Origin of the sequence: Hyphococcus aureus, assembly GCF_042643165.1 — a bacterium.
Lineage (GTDB): Bacteria > Pseudomonadota > Alphaproteobacteria > Caulobacterales > Parvularculaceae > Hyphococcus > Hyphococcus aureus.
On the sequence record NZ_JBHRSH010000001.1, the window covers coordinates 822,666 to 840,290 of the forward strand.

Here is a 17,625-nt window from a genome sequence, read left to right on the forward strand (position 1 = left end):
CCCGCCGGACGCATAAAGGCAGAAGGCGGGCAAAGGAGCCGATCCATGCTCGCCGATATCCTACCCGCCTTCACCACAGCCTTTGTGACGCTTTTCATCGTCATCGACCCGATTTTGGTGACGCCGATCTTCGCCTCCGTGACGAAGCACGAAGCGCCACGCGAGCGGCTGCGCATCGCCTTCATGGCGGCGCTTTACTCGGTCGGGATCTTGCTGGCGTTCGGCTTTGCGGGGAATGCGACGCTGCATCATCTCGGCGTCACGCTGGACGCTTTCCGCGCCGCCATGGGGATTATTCTTTTCATCATGGGCTTCAGGATGTTTTTCGATCCCGACTCGGAGACCCAGGCGAAAACGCCGGGCCCGAAAGCTTCCGCCCGGGACAATATTGCCTTCTTCCCTCTCGCGATGCCGATGCTCGCCGGGCCGGGCGCCATCGCAACCGTCATGCTCCTCATGGGCCCCGGCGTCAGCGGTCTCGACAAGACCGCCGCGATCATCGCTATGGTCATTGTACTGAGCATTGCGGTTTGCATGATGGCTTTTGCAAGCCGCATCGGCGATGCGCTCGGGCGGACCGGCATGAACGCCATCACCCGCATCCTCGGCATGCTGCTGATGGCGCTATCGACGCAATATGTCTTCGACGGCGTGCGCGTCGGAATTCTGGAAAAGATCAGCGCGGGCTAAAACGCTTTAGCGGGAACTGGCGCCATAAGTCATCGTTGCGCCGCTATAGTTTGCGCCGGAGCCGTCACCGGTGCAGACAAAGCGCGAAACACGCGGCGCTGCGCCCTTGCGGCAGCGGGTTTCAATATCGGAAAGCCCCCTGTCACACGCCTTGGCGACATTGGCGCCTTCCGGCCAATCGGAAAAACTGCGCCAGTTGATGGAGGCTTGCAGACTGATGCCGCAGAGCTGTTCGGTGAAGGCCGCTTCGCGCTGAAGCGCCTCTTCCTGGGCTTCCTGGGCGCGCATCGCCCGCAGAGACTGGGCCATCACCGCCGTTGGCGCCGCACATAAAAGGCCAGCGGCGGCCAACAGGGCGCGTCTCTGGAATATGCCTTTTGCGTGCATCATGGGCGCAGTCTTCCCTCTCATTGCGGCTGTTTTAAGACCGAAAACTGCGAAATTTCTAAACAACACTCAGGAAAAATGGGCCCTCTAAAGGGTTTCTTCCAGATAGCGGGCGACTTTCGCTGAGGATGGCCGCCCGCTGAGGTCCTGATTTGGGACATAGAGCACTTCAAGGACCGAACCGTTGAGGGCGACGCCGGGCGCCGCGCCCGGCAGGAACGCGACCCGGCGAATGCGCTCGGCGATGACCCGCGCGCCGATAGCGTCGTCAGCGACCATGGCGAGCCCTTTGGCCGCCGTCAGCACCGCATCCGACAACACCGCCGCATTATCGCCCGTGGCGCGGCGGCCGGCGCTGACGTCAAAGAAAATCGGCGAGCCGATAATCGCGCTTAATTGCGCGGAGGCGCCCTGCGCCCGCCGAAGCGCCGCATCATAGTCTTCATAGACAAGCGTCAGCGGACGGTCATCACCAAAGGATTTAGACGCCGCAACGCCCTGATGCTCGCCCGGCCAGAACACGGTCGCACCGCCATAGGCCGCAATTCTGAGCAGGGTCTCGCCTTCCGCCGTTTTGTAAATGACGTCACCGCGCGGTCCGCGCGTCGCGCTTAGCAGATGGATTTCCGGCGCCGGCCCTGCGGCGTCGAGAACGCAATCAAGACGCGTATCTTCCGAAGAGCACAAAAACCGGACGCGCGCGCTGGCGCCATGCTCCTCAAAAAGAAAGCTCCGGTCATCGCTCGCCAGCACATACCGCTCCACAGCGCGCGCCGGACCATAATCGCTGTCGCGGTCACTGCGCTTGCCCACAAGCGCCGAAAACGGATTGTCCGAGACCTGAGCGAGCTTGAGCAAGACATTGTCCTGCGGTGCCTCCTGCGCAGCCGCGGTAGAGATAAAGGCGGACGCAAACAAAAGGCTCGCCGCCATTAGAAATGGGGCGATGACAAGTGCAGCAAGCTGCGCCATCCAGAAGTCGCCCCGGCCGGGGCCTGTCATAGTCATGATCAAAACCTAGCCTGCGAATTTGGTGAAAAAAGGGCCCCGGCAGCAAATTTCCGCCCCGGAGCCCTTTTAGAAATCAACGCCTTACAGTCCTCAGGCGGCGATATACTGGCCGCCATTGGCCGTCAGCACCGTCCCGGTGATAAAGCCCGCCTTGTCATCGGCGAGGAAGGCGACGCAATCGCCGATCTCACAGGCTTCGCCGAGCCGACCCACCGGAATCTGGGCGGTGATTTTTTTCAACGCCTCTTCCGGCATCGCCGCCACCATCTCGGTAGCGATGTAGCCCGGCGCCACCGCATTGACGGTCACGCCCTTGAAGGCGCCTTCCTGGGCCAGCGCCCGGGTGAAGCCAATCATGCCCGCTTTCGCGGCGGAATAGTTTGTCTGGCCCATCTGGCCTTTCTGGCCATTGATCGACGCAATGTTGACGATGCGCCCGAACCCGCGATCTCGCATGCCCGGAAAAACCTGGTGGGACATGTTGAACACCGAATCGAGATCCGCGCGGATCACTTGTGACCATTGTTCAGGGCCGATCTTGTGAAACATCCCGTCGCGGGTGATGCCCGCATTGTTGACGAGAATATCGGTGGCGCCTTGCTCCGCCTCGATGTCGGCGACGCCGGCCTTGCACGCTTCGTAGTCGCCCACATCCCACTTATAGACGTTGACGCCGGTTTCTTCCTTGAACTTCGCCGCCGCTTCGTCATTGCCGGCATAGGTCGCAGCGACAGTGCAACCCTTTTCCTTCAACGCGAGGCAAATCGCGCGGCCAATGCCGCGCGTGCCGCCCGTAACAATTGCGTTCCTGCCCATGATGTTTCTCCCGATTTTTTTATCTGCTCTCAACTCCACCCGTTCGCCCGGCTTTAGCGCTCGACGCAAAGCGCGACGCCCATGCCGCCGCCGATGCAAAGCGTTGCGAGGCCTTTCGACTTGCCCGAGCGTTTCAGCTCGTAAAGCAGCGTTGTCAAAATGCGTGCGCCCGAGGCGCCGATGGGGTGGCCGATCGCAATTGCGCCGCCATTGACATTCACCTTCGACGCATCCCAGCCAAGCTCTTTACCGACGGACAACGCCTGCGCCGCGAAGGCTTCATTGGCTTCGATAAGGTCGAGATCGTCAAGAGACCAGCCAGCTTTTTGCAACGCAAGACGCGTCGCCGGCGCCGGGCCAATGCCCATGATCGACGGGTCAACGCCGCAATGCGCCCAAGATGCGATAGTAGCAAGCGGTTCGAGGCCGCGCGCTTTCGCCGCCTCCTCGGACATCACCACCAATGCTGCGGCGCCGTCATTGAGGCCGGAGGCGTTGGCCGCCGTCACCGTGCCGCCATCGCGCTTGAACGCGGGCTTCAATCCGGCGATGCCCTCAAGAGTCGCGCCCGCGCGGATATATTCATCTTCGGCGAAAACAATGTCGCCTTTGCGGGTCTTGATCGTGACCGGCGTGATTTCCTCTTCAAACTTTCCTTCCAGCTTCGCCGCTTCCGCCTTGTTCTGGCTGGCGACCGCGAAAGCATCCTGTTCTTCGCGCGTGATCTGGTATTTCTCGGCGAGATTTTCGGCCGTCATCCCCATGTGATAATCATTATAAACATCCCACAGGCCGTCGGTGATCATCGTGTCGATAAAGCTCTTCGGCCCCATCTTCTGACCATCGCGCAGATGCGCCGCATGAGGCGCCAGCGACATATTCTCATGGCCGCCAGCGACGACGACAGACGCGTCGCCAAGCCGCACCGCCTGCGCCGCCATGGCGACGGCGCGAAGGCCTGAACCGCAGACCTGGTTGATGGTCATGGCCGGCTTTTCCTGATCGATCCCCGCGCCGATAGAGGCTTGCCGCGCCGTATTCTGACCCTGCCCCGCCTGGAGAACATGGCCCATCACGGTCTCATCCACATCGCCGCCGGAAAGGCCGGCGCGTTTGAGGGCCGCAGCAATCACGGTTTCACCGAGTTTCGCCGCCGGAACGGACGCCAGACTTCCACCGAAAGACGCAACGCCTGTTCGCGCCGCCGAAACGATAACCGCCCTCGTCATAGGAGCCTCCTGACCTGAATTTATGCGCCAAATGGCGGGAGGGCCTCTTGCCCGCCCCGCCCTTCAAACGCGAAGGATAAACAATCTCAATGGTTTAAAGCCGCGAAAACTTGTGGTTAACGCGTATGCAAACCTTATTTTCATGCTATAGCAGGATTAGCAAGCGCACAAAATCACTGCGCCGCAGCGCCGCATCATTTCTGCAGCGCGGTAGGCGAAGGGAGGGCAAAACATGTCAGAAAAATCAAAAGGCCGGGGCAGAGCCGAAGGCGAACCGGTCGTCATCAAAAAATATGCGAACCGCCGCCTCTACAACACGGCGACGTCGTCTTACGTGACGCTCGATTTCCTCGCGGAGATGGTGAAGGAAGGCGAAGACTTTGTCGTCTTCGACGCAAAGTCCGGCGAAGAAATTACGCGCTCAGTGCTCACGCAAATTATTTTCGAAGAAGAAAGCAAGGGCCAGAATCTTCTTCCCATCCAGTTCCTGCGCCAGTTGATCAAGTTCTATGGCGACAGCCTGCAAAGCTTTGTGCCGTCCTATCTTGAAATGAGCATGGATGCGTTTTCACGCAATCAGGAAGAAATGCGCGGCCGCATGCGCGACGCTTTTGGCGGCGCGCCTGGCTATATGATGTTCGAGGAAAGCGTCCGCAAAAATATGGAGCTTTATGAGCAGGCGATGAAAATGTTTTCACCGCTCGGCCCGTCTTACACGCCCCAGCGCGGCGCCTCAGCGCCGAAAAAAGAAGCTGAAAGCGATGACGACATCAATGCGTTGAAAAACCAGGTCGCCGCGCTCCAGCGCAAACTCGACAATCTTGAAGGCGGCGGCGAGTAACCCCGAAATCCGGGCTTACGACTGACGGCGTTCGGCCCGTTGCGGCGCTTCATTTGGGGCGCCGTCGGGCAGCCAGTCCGGATTGGTTTCCGGCTTGCCGATCAGGAAGCCCTGCAGATAGTCAACGCCGAGACCTTTGAGAAGCATCGCATCCGCTTCATTGTCGACCCATTCGGCGACCGTTTGCATGCCGAAATTGCGGGCGAGGTCGAGTAGCGTCCTGACAAAAAGCTGGTTCTCGCGCGAGGAGGAAACGCCGGTGACGAAGGACCCGTCGATCTTCAGAATATCGATATCCATCGCCTTGAGATTGCGGAAAGACGTGTAGCCGGCGCCGAAATCGTCAATGCCGAAAGAGCAGCCGAGGCGTTTGATCTCGGAGACGAATTCGATCGAGGCGTCGATGGAATCGATAACTTGGGTTTCCGTCAGCTCAACCGTGATACGCCGCGTAAATTCCTGATTAGCGCGAAGAAGCGCAATATAGCCCTCGGCCCAGACAAAATCCTTCACCGTCTCCATGGAAATATTCACATTGAGGTGAATGTTGGGATTAACGGCGAGTGTATTGAGCGCCAGCTCAAGCACACGGCGATCGAGAAGGTGGACAAGGCCGAGACGCTCTGCGGCCGGAATGAATTCCGGCGCCGGGATGTTCTGGCCGTCATCGCCGCGCATGCGGATCAGGCATTCGAATTTTTTCGGCGTCTCATCGAGATCGGAGACAATCGGCTGGAATGCGAGTCTTACGCGGCGCTCATTCAGGCCGGTGAGGATTACATCCGACATATGCGTATTGCGGCGGCGCATGGAGACGACGTCAGTCTTGTCTGTGAACGCCGACCAGCTCGACTTGCCAATGCGTTTGGCGGCATCGAGGGCGGCTTCCGCCCGGGTCATGGCTGCGTTCGAATTGTCGGCCTGCTGCGGCAGACTGACCGCCCCCAGACAGATGGAGGCGGCGATGACGCCGCCCTTGGTTTCTATAACGCTTTCGCGCACGACGTTGAGGAGACGCACACAGATCTGGCGCAGACGGTCAGGATCGGTTTCAGCGATGATGACACCGAATTTGGTGCCGGCGACGCGGCCGATGCGATCATCAGGACCGAGAATGCTGGCGAGGCGCGCGCCCACTTCTGCAATGACCTTGTCTGCGGCTTCAAAGCCGAAATCGGAATTGACGGCGCCGAGATCGTCGATCCCCGCCATCAGATAAGCGCCCGCTGTCCCGCTTGAGATCATGCTGGCGATTTTTGCATCGAGCGCTTTCTTGAGATGGCTGCGATTGAGATGACCTGTAAGCTCATCATTGACGGCGAGCCACGATAGCTGCTCGTCGCGGCGCTTGCGGGTTTCGATGGAGCGAATGACGCTGATCAGGCGACGGCTCGCGCCGGCGCCGATCCAGCCGCCGCGCTCCTCCACCCAATGACCGTCGCCGCCATCGCGCTTCAACTGATATTCGCAGGCATAGCTCGTGCGCTCGCCCGCAAAGGCGGCGATCCGCGTTTCGTCTTCCCGGCCCTCGATACGTGCGGAAAAGGCGTTGCCCGTTGCGGCGACGTCCTCGCGCGCGACACCGAAAATGCGCGCCGCAGCCTCATCGTCCGACCATTTTAGGCTGCCCGCCGCCGGATCAAACTCGAACATGGTTTGAAGACCGCGATCGGACACGTCCCCGTCCTGCGGCGCGACAGATAGCGCGGCCGAGGCTTGAGGCTCACCCGCTTGAGGCGCCTTGCCAGAATCAGAATTCGCTTGAAAGAACGCCTTAGCGTTATCGGCCATTAAACCCACTCACTTATTTACGTAGGGACCTTAGACCCAAAGCCGTAAATAAAATTTGAAGCGTGGGGCGGTTAATCAATAAGCCGGAAAGCAGCGGGGATCCCAATTTAACCCCTTAAAACCGGCAATGGCGCCGAACTTGCTCCGAAACCGGGTATGCAGCCGGTTCTTAACCTTCCCGTTCTCGCCCGCCGCCCAGCCCCGCTGGCGCGCGCAGTCGCCCCGGTAGAGGCAACCCGCGTCATCCTCGCGACCGACACCCGCCGCGCACAGCCGCCTCGCCTACCTGACTCCGGCCAATCTGACACTGATAAGGTTTACGGACACGTCAAAACGCTTGCGTCCCAAAATGGGCCACATGCGCTTGATGTTTATTTCTAGGCCTTATTACGCCTCTCAATCGAGACGTGACATCAGCTAAGCTGATACGCCACCGCCGACGGACAGATCCCGGCGCGCCGTAACCGTGGTGACGATGAACCCGGCCATGAAGTCGAGAAACGTCATCGACATAAACAGAAAAAAGACCGAGTTGCCAAAGCCCTTCACAATGATGAAGAGCAGCAGCGAAACCACAAAAACCACCACCGACAGAGCATGGTTCATGATCGAGTCCGAGCCGGTCTTGGTGGAGCGCAGCAGCTCGACGAACAACAGCCCCATGCTTGCCAGCAGGAAGACGTCGCCCCAAGTGACGTTCCAGACATCGGTCGACACCATCGGCAGCTCGACAAAGGTGATTTCCCACCATTCCGGACCGGCTGCGCCCGTCAGCGACAACACGGCGAAAATAATCAGGCTGATCGCCAGCAATGGAAACATTTGATACATGGTAATCCTCGACCCTTCTTCTACCGCCGCCCCCCTTTGAAAATCGCCCCTCGCAGTGAAAGCGCGGGCGTCTGGCGGTCCCCGGTTAAGAAGACCTTAACACGGTGAAGGCTCCCCGCCAAAATGGAAATCCTGATGGAAAATCAGCGATCTTCCTCAATTCTGCCGGGCTGGCGGGCGCGGGCGTTGAGCCACATCACCCCCATCATGTCGCGAACCGCAACAAGTGCGCGCCCGAAATTGGTGTATTTGGACCGGCCATGGGCGCGGGCGCGATGCGAAACAGGGGCGAAGGCGACCTGATAGCCTTCGCGGGCCATGAGCGCAGGCAGATAGCGGTGAAGATGGTCAAAATAGGGAAGCCGCAAAAACGCATCGCGCCGAAAGACTTTCAGACCGCATCCCGTGTCGGCGGCGCCGTCCTTCAATAACCGCCGCCTGATCCCGTTCGCCGCGCGGGAAGCGATTTTTTTTGCAGCGCTGTCCTGACGGCCAAGCCGTTCTCCCGCGACCATGGCGAGGCTGTCATCCGCATCCATCAGTTGTGTGTAGAGCGTGGGAATATCGGCCGGGTTGTTCTGACCATCGCCGTCAAGCATCGCGATCACCGGCGCGCGTGCGGCGAGAACGCCGGTGCGCACGGCGCGGCTTTGCCCGGCGTTTTTTTCGTGGCGCAGGATGCGCATTTGGGGATGGCGGGCTCCGGCAGCCTTGAGGACGCTGACGGTGTCATCCGTTGACGCGTCATCGACAATGATGATCTCGTGATCGACGCCGCTGAGTGCGGCGGCGATTTCATCCACGAGAACACCAGCGCCTCCCGCTTCATTATGCATGGGCGCAATGACGCTGAGCGCAGGGGTGTTGGACAGAGCCTTTTCCATAAGGCAAGGCTCATATCTGATCTGCGCGCGCCGGTCACGTCATCAAGGCTGTAGAGCGAAGACAAATCCTGCGGATGCCGGTAAGCTTGCCCGGTCATGAGGGGCCAATCAAAGACCAGACTGTTCAGCGGGATCACGAGCGGGGCCGGCCTGTCTCGCCGCGCCGCAATGCTTGTCGTCACGCTGTTCGCGGCAGCGACAGCTGTTGCAGGCGTTTTCTCCCTTCCCCCGCGCGATCGCGACGAAGCCCGGTTCGCCCAGGCCACCGCCCAGATGCTCGAAAGCGGCGACTACATCGCCATCCGGTTTCAGGACAGCGAACGCAATAAAAAACCCGCCGGGATTTACTGGCTGCAGGCCGCAAGCGTCGCGACGTTCTCCGACGTCGAGAACCGCGACATCTGGGCCTATCGCATCCCCTCCATGATCGGCGTTGCCTTCGCTGCACTTTTCACCTTTCTCGCCGGGGCGCGGCTTTATGATGTGCGCACGGGATTTCTTGCCGGGCTGTTGCTCGCAAGCGCGCCGATCGTCGTCGCCGAAGGCGGGTTAGCCAAAACCGACGGGGCTCTTCTCGCCCTCATCTGCCTCGCACAATATGCCTTTGCCGAAATCTATGCGCGCATCCAAACCGGCGAAAAAATCGGCTGGCGCTGGCCGCTCGCTTTCTGGGCCGCCCACGGCGCCGGGATTCTCGTGAAAGGCCCAATCGCGCCATTGGTGTCGCTGCTGACCGGCCTTGGCCTTGCGACAGGCGCGCCGCGTTTCAAATGGATCACCGCTTTAAAGCCTTTTACGGGCGTTTTAATCCTTATACTGATGGTTGGCCCATGGACGTTCGCCATCTGGCAGGCGACCGAGGGTCGGTTTTTCACCGACGCCGTGGGCGGCGACATGCTGGGCAAGGTCGGCGACGCACAGGAAGGCCATGTGGGTCCGCCCGGCTATCATGTCGCCCTGCTGTGGCTGCTTTTCTGGCCCGCGGCGGCGCTGATCATCCCCGGCGTCGTCAAGGCGTGGAAAGAGCGTTCAGACTGGCGCGCGCGCTTTCTCCTGTCCTGGCTAATCCCCGCCTGGATCGTGTTTGAAATCGCGGCGACGAAGCTGCCGCATTATGTGATGCCGCTTTATCCGGCGCTGGCGATTATCGCCGCCCATGGTGCGGTCGCCGCAATGCGGCGGGATTGGACGCAAAAGCTCGGCGCGCTGATCTACGCAGGCGCCGGTCTCGCCGCATCTGCAATTATCGCCCTGCCGCCGGTCTATTTCAGCGACGCCCCGATGCTGGCGACCGGTTTCACCACCGGAGCGATCACCGCCGCGGCGACGCTTTTCGTGTCTTCTCTTTTCTGGCGCGGGCGGCCTTTTGATGGCGGCGTCGCTGCATCATTTGTCGCGGCGGCTTACGCCTGGGCGCTCCTGACCATGGTGCTCCCAAACCTCTCACAACTCGCCGTCAGCCCGCGCCTGTCAACGACGCTGGAGCTGGCCGACCGTCACCCCTTGCACGATGGATTGGCGCCGGTCGCGCTCGCCGGTTATTCCGAACCCTCGGCTATCTTCCTCCTCGGCACGCAAACCATGCTCGGCTCTGGCCGCGAAGCCGCGACGCGTCTGACATCCGGCGCCGCAAGCGCGGCTATTGTCGAAGCGCGTGAAGGAGAGGCCTTTCTCGCCCAGCTGAAAGGCGCGCGCGTCGCCAGCCTTGCCGTAATAGACGGGCTCAATTACTCCAACGGCCAGGATGTGAGCCTCACCATTTACATTCTCGCGCCGTAACCCACCGCCGGGAGCCTGATGACCGCCGACAACCACACCCCTCTCGCGGCGCCGTTCTGGCGAAATTTCTGGATGATCGCCGCCGTAATGACGGGGCTGCGCATCCTGACTCTCATCATGAGCCCGCTCGGTATCGGTCCCGATGAAGCGCAATACTGGTTTTGGTCGCGCGATTTCAATTTCGGGTATTATTCGAAGCCGCCGCTGATCGCCTGGGCGATCGGCCTGACCACAGGTCTGTTCGGAAACGCCGACTGGGCCGTTCGCCTTTCGGCGCCGTTCTTTCATCTAAGCGCCGCGTCTTTTCTCTATCTGGCGGCCAGACGCCTTTACGACGAACGTACAGCCTTCTGGACGGGTCTCGGCTGGCTGTTGATGCCCGGCGTCCTCCTCTCATCTTTCATCATGGCGACGGATGCGCCGCTCTTGTTCTTCTGGTCGGCAGGATTGTTTTTTCTCGCCCGCATCGTCACCGGGCCTGTAGCGCGAATAAGCGATTTTGCCGGGCTCGGCGGCGCCATCGGCCTCGGGCTGATGTCGAAATACGCCATGATCTATTTCCCTACAGGTCTGGCGCTCCTGCTTTTGTCAAAACCGTTGCGCGAGAAATTGCTGACGCCGCGACTGGCGATCACCGCACTTATCGCGGCGGCGCTGTTTGCGCCAAACATTGTCTGGAATGCGCAACATGATTTCCAGACGCTCTCCCACACAGCGGACAACGCCAATTGGGGCGCGCAGCTTTTTCATCCCCTGGCCTTTCTGGAGTTCTTTGGCGGCCAATTCGCCGTGTTCGGGATCATTCCCTTCGCAGCGCTGATTTATGTTCTCGCCCAGCGGTCCGCATGGCGGATCAACAACCGCGATTTTTTGCTGGTCGTGTTCACGCTGACGCCGCTCCTTATCGTCGCCGGACAAGCATTTTTATCCCGCGCCCACGCCAATTGGGCGGCGGCGGCCTATCCGGCGGCATTGATGCTCGTCACCGGATATTTATGCCGCGAAAAACGTGAAGGCGCCGTCAAGCTCAACGCCGGGATTCACGCCGTCCTGTTCGTGGCATTCACCCTTGGCGTTTTGAGCCCAGCGCTCATCGAGCGCGCAGGATTATCAAGCGCAGTTCGCGATTTGCGCGGCTGGAAGGCGCAGACCGATGACATCATGAGTTATGCGCCCGGCTATGACGCCGTCCTTGTGGACGACCGCTATCTCATCAGTGAAATGCTGTATCATCAAAAAGACAGCCCGGTTGAGATCGCCGCAATCGATCCCAATGCGTCCATCGATAATCACTTCGAAGCGTTCCGGCCGTTCGACCCTACTCGCATGAAGCGCGTCCTGTTCGTGACGACGCGCGATGACGACGCCCATGTGGATTACCGTTTTCATGACATTAAACGGCTCGGCCGGATCACAGCGGAGCCGGGCGCCGGGCAGATGCGCAGCTATACGCTTTACGAACTGTCAGGTTTTTACGGGAAACGGGTTCCCTAGAACCGCTCGAAAATATCTGTCACCGCTCTGACTGGCGCCGCGCCAGCGCCCGGGCGCGTGTCAGCCCGCGTCCGCCGACCCGCATCCGGAAACCGATAAGCCGCAGTCCTTTCAGGACCGCACGCTTCAAAAACAGAACGCCAAAAAGCGCCCAGAGAAGACCATCCACAAGCCATAGAAAAGGCTTCGGATAGGCGCCCGAAAAATGCGTGTGAAAATAGCGGATAATTCCGGCGGTTTTACGCGCTTCGATCTTCACCGGATTGGCGCGGCTTGAACTCTTGAAATGCACGACCGCCACATGGGGGTTGAACCAGACTTCACCACCCGCCTTTGCAAAACGCAGACAAAAGTCCACATCCTCAACATGGAGAAAATAATTCTCATCCATACCGCCGATAGCGTCGTAATCCGCTTTCGGAAGGAACATGACTGCGCCCGACAAAGTCGGCACAGTGACAACTTCATTGGGACACTCATCCGTATGAAGATTGAAGCGCCGAAAGTAAGGATGTTGCGGAGCCAGCTTGTAAAGACGCGTCGCCTCAACAAAAGCGGTCCCCGGCGTTAAGACGCGGCGGCGCGAGCCTTGTTGTTCGGCTCCGTCAGGATCGACAAGCTTCGCGCCCATGAGCCATGGCCGGTCAAGTTCAGCGCTGTCCGCCAACAGGCGCGCGGCCCCGCCCGGCGGCATCAGGGCGTCGGGATTGATGATGAGAAGATAGTCGGCGGACGCGTTCCTGGCGCCGAGATTACACCCTGCGGCGAAGCCCACATTGCCCTGGCCGGAGATTACCTGCACCGGCGCACCGGCACCCGCTGTGGCCTCTTTCACATCCCCCGGAAAGTTGCCGTTATCGACGAGGATAATCTCGGCGATCTCCGGCTGCGCGCGCAACGCAGCAATGGAGCGGGCCAAAACCGGCCCGGTGAAATAACTCACCATAACAGCGGAGATGCATGGCGTGACTGTGTTGTCGCTGCTTTCCACTACTGGCCGCCTTCAGCGTTTTTCGAGCATATGCGCAAGCGCGACGCCGCTCGCCGCAAGCGCCATGGCCGCAAGGCGCCACACCTGCCAGAGACTTCCCTCAACCATAACGGAAATCAGGATCGCCACAAAGGCGCCGGCGATCGCGGCGCCCACAGCGCGCGACAGGCGCGCGCGCAACAGCGTCGCCAATCCGAACCACAGGAACGCCGCCATGGCGAATACGCCCGGCAGTCCAAGCTCAAGCCATAATTGCATGAACACATTATGCGGATGGATCGGGCTGACCGAGAGCGCAACGCTGGCGCCGGGCACTTCCACCATGGGCGCAGTTTCCTTCCACATGCGGGCGTAGTCGGCGCCGCATCCGAATGGCTGGCAGGAAAACGCTTCAACGCCTACCGCCTTCCAGATCGCAAGGCGGTGCAGCGATGACGACAATTGGGACAACACCTCCGGCGAGAGATTTTTTTCAGCGCTGGCGTAGATCGCCTCTACCGGGATCTGCGAGGCGACCAGCGGCGCCAGCAACAGCATTGCAATCGCGCCGCCGCCCACAAGCTTTAGCGTAAAGCGCTGCGCATTGAGCGCCAGTAGCGCCGCAGCGACCCCCGCCCCGATGGCGAGAACATTGGCGAGGACGTCGTTGGTGGCCGCAGCGACAATGCCCAGCGCCAGCACGAACACCGCCGCTGTCCGCGACCACTGCCGCACGGCGATCGCCGCCGCGGGAAACAGCGCCGGCGCCAGCGCCGTCACGCCGCGCCCCAGAGCGATAATATCGCGAGATGTGCTCGGCTCGCTCGGCGGCAGAAAGCGGCGCAACAAGCCATCAGTAACGCCTTCGAAGGACAAAATGATCATCCCGGCGACGAGCGCCCACAAAAAGGCGCGGCCCAGCCGCCACGCCCATTCGCGTGTGAGAGTCAGTGAAAACCAGATGATGCTGGCGCCCACCAGCGCCGGGCCAAGCACGTAAAGGAACATGCCCGGATCGCCCTTGGGCGACCAGAAGCCTGACAGAAAAATCCAGAAACATAAAAACAGAAGCGCCGCGAAACTCGCGAATTTCGGATCGGTCAGGGACGGATGGTCAAACAGTTTGCCGAACGCCGCCTGCCAGAAGGCGCCGCGCGCAAAAGCCGGAAGGCTCGCCAGCAACAACCACGGCGCCAGCCCGCGATGCCCAAACACGACGGTTAAAGGCAGGAGGAAAAACAACGCATAAAACCAGCGTCGGCTTGCCTTGTCTCGTGTGTCTTTCCAGTGCGCGGTCATGAACCGGGCGCTATGCGCGTTTGAGGTCCGGCGCCAGCGCTTCATGCGCCAACGTCTCAGCCGCCTCAGTGAGCGACATAGTTTCCTGGTCTTTCGACCCGAGACGCCGGAGCGACACAGCCTTTTCCTCTGCTTCTTTCGCGCCAACGACGGCGATCACCGGGATTTTCGCGTGGCTGTGTTCGCGCACCTTGTAATTAATCTTCTCCGACCGGATGTCGAGATCGACGCGGAGGCCTTTGGCCCGCAGAGCCTCGGCGGTCTCTTTCGCATAATCGTCCGCCGCAGAGGTGATCGTCGTCACGACCACCTGCACCGGCGACAACCACAAGGGCAAGCGCCCGGCGTAATGCTCTATCAGCAGACCAATGAAGCGTTCAAACGTGCCGAAGACCGCGCGATGCAGCATCACCGGACGCTGACGCGCGCCGCTTTCATCCACATAAGTCGCGTCGAGCCGTTCGGGGAGCACATAGTCGAGCTGATAGGTGCCCGCCTGCCAGGTCCGGCCAATCGCGTCGGTCAGATGGAATTCGAGCTTCGGCCCGTAAAATGCGCCCTCACCTTCGGCATACTCGAACTCAAGACCGGCGGCGGTGAGCGCATCGGCAAGCGCCTTTTCCGCGCGATCCCAGGTTGCGTCATCGCCCGCGCGCGCTTCCGGGCGCGTCGCCAGCTTATAGGCGATCTCGGTCATGCCCATGTCGGTATAGACGCGGCTGAAAAGATCGAGAAAACGGCTGGTTTCGTCTTTAATCTGATCTTCTCGGCAGAAAATATGCGCATCATCCTGAGTCATCTGACGCACACGCATCAATCCATGCAAGGCGCCATGAGCCTCGTTTCGGTGACAACAGCCAAACTCGGCCATGCGGATCGGCAGGTCGCGATAGGATTTGATGCCTTGCTTGAATATCTGCACATGCGCCGGGCAGTTCATGGGCTTCAGCGCCATGAGATCAGCCTTGCCGGTCAGCACCGGGCCTTCATCTTCCGTAGACGGAATTTCGTCAGGCACGACGAACATATTTTCGCGAAACTTCGCCCAGTGGCCCGACTGCTCCCAGAACACTGAGTCCAGCAATTGCGGGGTCTTCACCTCCACATAGCCGTCCTCGTCGAGCTGGCGGCGGATATAGGCTTCAAGCTGGCGCCACACGAGATAGCCTTTCGGGTGCCAGAAGACAGACCCCTGCGCTTCCTGCTGGAAATGAAAGAGATCCATTTCGCGGCCAAGCTTGCGGTGATCGCGTTTTTCCGCCTCTTCAATGCGGTGAAGATAGGCCTTCAGGTCTTTCTCATTCGCCCATGCGGTGCCGTAAATCCGTTGCAAGACGGCGTTGCGATGGTCGCCGCGCCAATAGGCGCCCGCGAGTTTGGTCAGCTTGAAGGCCTTGCCGATATGGCGGGTCGAGGGAAGATGCGGGCCGCGGCAGAGATCGTGCCAGTCGCCGTGATAATAGATTTTCACATCCTCATCGCCCGGAAGGTCGGCGATAATCTCGGCTTTGTATTTTTCGCCGATCTCTTCAAAATGCTTGATCGCGGCGGCGCGGTCCCAGACCTCTTTGCGGGTCGGTCGGTCCTGATCGACAATCTGCCCCATGCGTCTTTCAATGGCGGCAAGGTCATCGCTGGAAAAGGGCTCGTCGCGCGCGAAGTCGTAGAAGAACCCGTCCTCGATGTTCGGGCCGATGGTCACTTGCGTGCCCGGATAAAGCTCCTGCACCGCCTGCGCCAACAGATGCGCCGCATCGTGACGAATGATGTCGAGCGCATCGTCATGATCGCGGGTGATGATCTCGACCTTGGCGTCATGATCGATTTCGCCGAACAGGTCGCAGACTTCGCCATCGACCTTCACCGCCAGCGCCTTTTTGGCGAGCGATTTGGAGATATTCTCGGCGATTTCGGTTCCCGTCACCGCCCCGTCAAACTGGCGAACGGAACCGTCGGGAAGGGTAATGGCGACCATGGCTTTCAGACTTCTATTCTACTGCGTTTGCTTTACAGGCGTTCCATCAAGGCGTCGGCGAAGCGCAACGCCGCATCCGGGGCATAGGTGAAAAACAGTTCCGGCTCAATGAGTTCGACTTCCATAAGCCGCATCGCCCCGTCAAGGACCACCCCATCCACACGGGCATAGAGCGGCGCGCCCGGAATCAGCCCCAATAGCCGCCGCGCCTCGGCGATCGCCCAGTCCGGCGGGGCCGCCAGCTCGGAGGTCCCGCCATATTCCGCCTGACAGCGGATTTCTCCGGATTTCGGGCGTTTGGTCACCGCATGGGTGAATTCCCCGCCAATAAACATGAAGGAGGTCTCGCCATTGGCCGCGATTTCGGGGACCAGCGCCTGAACGAGGCCGGGCATCCCCATTTTCGCCGCCGCTGCGGCAAGCCCTGCTTCATCAGCCCGGCGCACAAGAGAGAGCCCGCTGCCCGTGGCGCCGAATTCCGGCTTCACCACCGCCTCCTCAAGACCCATCTCGTTCATGGCCGCGAGGATGGCGCCCGCGTCCGGCTCCACCCAGCATGTCGGCGCCAGGGGCGCACCCTTGTCGGCCAGATCCAGCAAATAGCGCTTCGACATGTTCGCGCGCACCAAAGCCGGCGAATTAAAAACAGGCCGCCCATCGTCAAGGGCCTGAAGCCACCCGGCAAAGGCGCCCGGCGTTTTCTGATAATCCCAAGTCGAGCGAATGACGATCGCGTCGGCCTTCTCAAACGTCGCCTGATCGCCATTCCACGCCGCGGCCGTGACAACGCCGCCCCGTCCTTCTAGCGCGCGCGCCGCAACCGCATCGCTTGCCTGAAAAGCCGGCTGCGCAAGGCAGGTCGCAAAAACGATATTTTTTGTCATTGTGTTTGCCGATTCAAAGGGGCGTGAAACGTCAGGTGATATGTGGCAACCTATTGTGGGTCAAACAGGACTGGGAAGTCGATGAAGATACATAACTCGAGGCTGATTTCAGCGCTTTTCGCAATCGCCTTCGGCGCAATGCAGACAGTCTCCGCTGCGGCGGAAACGGTGCGCTCCCTTGATGACCTCGCCTTTCTCGAAGGCCATTGGCGCGGCGGCGAAGACTTTGTCTTCGAAGAAACCTGGAACGGCGCCGAAGGCGGCGTCATGACCGGCATGGCGCGCGGCGTTTCTTCGGGCGAATTGAAAGTCCTCGAATATATCGTCGTCTCTGCGGAAGAAGACGCGGTCGTCATGCGCTTCAAACATTTCCGCCGCGATTTTTCCACCTGGGAGGACGGCGGGCCGATCATCCTGATGCTGACCGATGCGAAAGAAAACGACGTCACCTTCAGCGCCGACCCGCCGTCGGAAACGGTGAAATCCATTCGCTATTTCAAGACCGGCGAAAACACATTGCAGGCCGACATCGTCCTCGTTGAAGACGGTGAGGAAGGCGGCTTCACACTCGTGTTTGATCGCGCCGACTAAAATAAATTCCGTCGCCCTGTTTTTCTAACGCTTTCCTGTGACACAGATCACAAGAGACGGGAAATCTCCTCGTCGCGGCCCCATTTGCGACATGTTTCCTGCCAATCCTTAACGTGCCTTGATGCGCATGCAGCGTTACTCTCAGGGCGCTTA

Annotated in this window: 16 protein-coding genes; 5 read left to right on the plus strand and 11 right to left on the minus strand. The window is 60.1% G+C overall.

Annotated features, from left to right (window positions below):
• The first annotated feature begins 45 nt into the window (after nt 1-45).
• Nucleotides 46-690, plus strand: coding sequence for a MarC family protein (locus ACFOOP_RS03825; protein ID WP_379879538.1), 645 nt, complete (start codon nt 46-48; stop codon nt 688-690).
• A gap of 6 nt (nt 691-696) precedes the next feature.
• Here ACFOOP_RS03825 and ACFOOP_RS03830 read toward each other — a convergent pair whose 3' ends face one another.
• The 4 genes from ACFOOP_RS03830 to ACFOOP_RS03845 all read right to left on the minus strand — a co-directional run bounded on the left by ACFOOP_RS03830 (nt 697) and on the right by ACFOOP_RS03845 (nt 4,133).
• Complete coding sequence (locus ACFOOP_RS03830) at nt 697-1,080, minus strand: hypothetical protein (RefSeq protein WP_379879539.1); 384 nt, start codon at nt 1,078-1,080, stop codon at nt 697-699.
• 84 nt (nt 1,081-1,164) lie between these two features.
• Complete coding sequence (locus ACFOOP_RS03835; RefSeq protein ID WP_379879540.1) at nt 1,165-2,085, minus strand: DUF4908 domain-containing protein; 921 nt, start codon at nt 2,083-2,085, stop codon at nt 1,165-1,167.
• Nucleotides 2,086-2,178: 93 nt separating this feature from the next.
• Nucleotides 2,179-2,904, minus strand: a complete 726-nt coding sequence (phbB, locus tag ACFOOP_RS03840) for an acetoacetyl-CoA reductase (RefSeq protein ID WP_379879541.1) — start codon at nt 2,902-2,904, stop codon at nt 2,179-2,181.
• A 53-nt stretch (nt 2,905-2,957) separates the two neighbouring features.
• A complete protein-coding gene (locus ACFOOP_RS03845; protein ID WP_379879542.1) occupies nt 2,958-4,133 on the minus strand; it encodes an acetyl-CoA C-acetyltransferase in 1,176 nt (391 codons plus the stop codon).
• A 232-nt stretch (nt 4,134-4,365) separates the two neighbouring features.
• On the opposite strand from ACFOOP_RS03845, the gene phaR reads away from it, so the two are divergent.
• Nucleotides 4,366-4,974 (plus strand): polyhydroxyalkanoate synthesis repressor PhaR, encoded by a 609-nt coding sequence (gene phaR / locus ACFOOP_RS03850; protein ID WP_379879543.1) that lies wholly within the window; start codon nt 4,366-4,368, stop codon nt 4,972-4,974.
• Nucleotides 4,975-4,989: 15 nt separating this feature from the next.
• On the opposite strand, the gene ACFOOP_RS03855 is transcribed toward phaR, so the two are convergent.
• From ACFOOP_RS03855 to ACFOOP_RS03865, 3 genes are all read right to left on the minus strand, one after another.
• A complete protein-coding gene (locus tag ACFOOP_RS03855; protein ID WP_379879544.1) occupies nt 4,990-6,651 on the minus strand; it encodes an EAL domain-containing protein in 1,662 nt (553 codons plus the stop codon).
• A gap of 531 nt (nt 6,652-7,182) precedes the next feature.
• Complete coding sequence (locus ACFOOP_RS03860; RefSeq protein WP_379879545.1) at nt 7,183-7,596, minus strand: hypothetical protein; 414 nt, start codon at nt 7,594-7,596, stop codon at nt 7,183-7,185.
• Nucleotides 7,597-7,739: 143 nt separating this feature from the next.
• Nucleotides 7,740-8,480 carry a glycosyltransferase family 2 protein gene (locus tag ACFOOP_RS03865; protein WP_379879546.1) on the minus strand — a complete coding sequence of 247 codons (741 nt, stop codon included), beginning with the start codon at nt 8,478-8,480 and terminating at the stop codon, nt 7,740-7,742.
• 96 nt (nt 8,481-8,576) lie between these two features.
• On the opposite strand from ACFOOP_RS03865, the gene ACFOOP_RS03870 reads away from it, so the two are divergent.
• Both ACFOOP_RS03870 and ACFOOP_RS03875 read left to right on the plus strand, forming a co-directional pair.
• Nucleotides 8,577-10,259: an ArnT family glycosyltransferase gene (locus ACFOOP_RS03870; protein ID WP_379879547.1), complete on the plus strand. Its 1,683-nt coding sequence runs from the start codon at nt 8,577-8,579 to the stop codon at nt 10,257-10,259.
• An 18-nt stretch (nt 10,260-10,277) separates the two neighbouring features.
• Complete coding sequence (locus tag ACFOOP_RS03875) at nt 10,278-11,753, plus strand: ArnT family glycosyltransferase (RefSeq protein WP_379879548.1); 1,476 nt, start codon at nt 10,278-10,280, stop codon at nt 11,751-11,753.
• Between the two features lie 19 nt (nt 11,754-11,772).
• Here the strand turns inward: ACFOOP_RS03875 and ACFOOP_RS03880 are convergent, their stop codons facing one another.
• From ACFOOP_RS03880 to ACFOOP_RS03895, 4 genes are read right to left on the minus strand one after another with little or no spacing between them, the layout of a single operon-like run.
• Nucleotides 11,773-12,744 (minus strand): glycosyltransferase family 2 protein, encoded by a 972-nt coding sequence (locus ACFOOP_RS03880; protein ID WP_379879549.1) that lies wholly within the window; start codon nt 12,742-12,744, stop codon nt 11,773-11,775.
• Nucleotides 12,745-12,756: 12 nt separating this feature from the next.
• Nucleotides 12,757-14,022 carry an O-antigen ligase family protein gene (locus ACFOOP_RS03885; RefSeq protein WP_379879550.1) on the minus strand — a complete coding sequence of 422 codons (1,266 nt, stop codon included), beginning with the start codon at nt 14,020-14,022 and terminating at the stop codon, nt 12,757-12,759.
• A 10-nt stretch (nt 14,023-14,032) separates the two neighbouring features.
• Complete coding sequence (gene thrS / locus ACFOOP_RS03890; RefSeq protein ID WP_379879551.1) at nt 14,033-15,997, minus strand: threonine--tRNA ligase; 1,965 nt, start codon at nt 15,995-15,997, stop codon at nt 14,033-14,035.
• A 32-nt stretch (nt 15,998-16,029) separates the two neighbouring features.
• The gene (locus ACFOOP_RS03895) at nt 16,030-16,881 is read right to left on the minus strand and encodes an ATP-grasp domain-containing protein (protein WP_379879552.1); all 852 of its coding nucleotides are present in this window, start codon (nt 16,879-16,881) and stop codon (nt 16,030-16,032) included.
• 81 nt (nt 16,882-16,962) lie between these two features.
• On the opposite strand from ACFOOP_RS03895, the gene ACFOOP_RS03900 reads away from it, so the two are divergent.
• Nucleotides 16,963-17,472, plus strand: a complete 510-nt coding sequence (locus ACFOOP_RS03900; RefSeq protein WP_379879553.1) for a DUF6265 family protein — start codon at nt 16,963-16,965, stop codon at nt 17,470-17,472.
• Nucleotides 17,473-17,625 lie beyond the last annotated feature (153 nt).

What these genes read in the sequence shown, in the direction of transcription:
- ACFOOP_RS03825 (WP_379879538.1), top strand. Translation starts at nt 46, where the DNA reads ATGCTCGCCGATATCCTACCCGCCTTCACCACAGCCTTTGTGACGCTT.
- ACFOOP_RS03830 (WP_379879539.1), bottom strand. Translation starts at nt 1,080, where the DNA reads ATGATGCACGCAAAAGGCATATTCCAGAGACGCGCCCTGTTGGCCGCC.
- ACFOOP_RS03835 (WP_379879540.1), bottom strand. Translation starts at nt 2,085, where the DNA reads ATGACTATGACAGGCCCCGGCCGGGGCGACTTCTGGATGGCGCAGCTT.
- phbB (WP_379879541.1), bottom strand. Translation starts at nt 2,904, where the DNA reads ATGGGCAGGAACGCAATTGTTACGGGCGGCACGCGCGGCATTGGCCGC.
- ACFOOP_RS03845 (WP_379879542.1), bottom strand. Translation starts at nt 4,133, where the DNA reads ATGACGAGGGCGGTTATCGTTTCGGCGGCGCGAACAGGCGTTGCGTCT.
- phaR (WP_379879543.1), top strand. Translation starts at nt 4,366, where the DNA reads ATGTCAGAAAAATCAAAAGGCCGGGGCAGAGCCGAAGGCGAACCGGTC.
- ACFOOP_RS03860 (WP_379879545.1), bottom strand. Translation starts at nt 7,596, where the DNA reads ATGTATCAAATGTTTCCATTGCTGGCGATCAGCCTGATTATTTTCGCC.
- ACFOOP_RS03865 (WP_379879546.1), bottom strand. Translation starts at nt 8,480, where the DNA reads ATGGAAAAGGCTCTGTCCAACACCCCTGCGCTCAGCGTCATTGCGCCC.
- ACFOOP_RS03870 (WP_379879547.1), top strand. Translation starts at nt 8,577, where the DNA reads ATGAGGGGCCAATCAAAGACCAGACTGTTCAGCGGGATCACGAGCGGG.
- ACFOOP_RS03875 (WP_379879548.1), top strand. Translation starts at nt 10,278, where the DNA reads ATGACCGCCGACAACCACACCCCTCTCGCGGCGCCGTTCTGGCGAAAT.
- ACFOOP_RS03885 (WP_379879550.1), bottom strand. Translation starts at nt 14,022, where the DNA reads ATGACCGCGCACTGGAAAGACACACGAGACAAGGCAAGCCGACGCTGG.
- thrS (WP_379879551.1), bottom strand. Translation starts at nt 15,997, where the DNA reads ATGGTCGCCATTACCCTTCCCGACGGTTCCGTTCGCCAGTTTGACGGG.
- ACFOOP_RS03895 (WP_379879552.1), bottom strand. Translation starts at nt 16,881, where the DNA reads ATGACAAAAAATATCGTTTTTGCGACCTGCCTTGCGCAGCCGGCTTTT.
- ACFOOP_RS03900 (WP_379879553.1), top strand. Translation starts at nt 16,963, where the DNA reads ATGAAGATACATAACTCGAGGCTGATTTCAGCGCTTTTCGCAATCGCC.